This is a genomic window from Paracoccus aeridis (assembly GCF_004923205.2).
GTDB classification, from domain to species: Bacteria; Pseudomonadota; Alphaproteobacteria; order Rhodobacterales; family Rhodobacteraceae; genus Paracoccus; species Paracoccus aeridis.
In genome coordinates this window covers 1-314 of record NZ_SELD02000063.1, presented here as the reverse complement: position 1 = coordinate 314, position 314 = coordinate 1, and the positions used below count along the sequence as shown (strand labels likewise).

General features: G+C 58.9%; 1 protein-coding gene. It reads left to right on the top strand.

Translation table 11 applies throughout. The annotated features are described in order from the left end of the window. Window positions 1–314 (top strand): DDE-type integrase/transposase/recombinase (locus ELI80_RS16725; RefSeq protein ID WP_136652992.1); only part of this gene is annotated, 314 nt, incomplete at both ends.

Here is a 314-nt window from a genome sequence, read left to right as displayed (position 1 = left end):
AAACGCCGGGTGAAGACCACCGTGTCCGCGAAACGTGCGCCTAAATTCCCTGACCTTCTGAAACGCCGGTTCACCGCGGAGAAACCGAACAAGGTCTACGTCGGCGATATCACGTACCTGCCGATCGCGGACGGGTCGAATATGTACCTGGCCACGGTCATCGACTGCTATTCGCGGCAGTTGACCGGTTTCGCGATCGCCGACCACATGCGCACCGAGTTGGTCGAAGAAGCCCTCACGATGGCTCACGGGGTCCGAGGTAGCCTTGACGGGGCGATTTTTCACTCGGATCACGGCAGTGTCTATACCTCTGA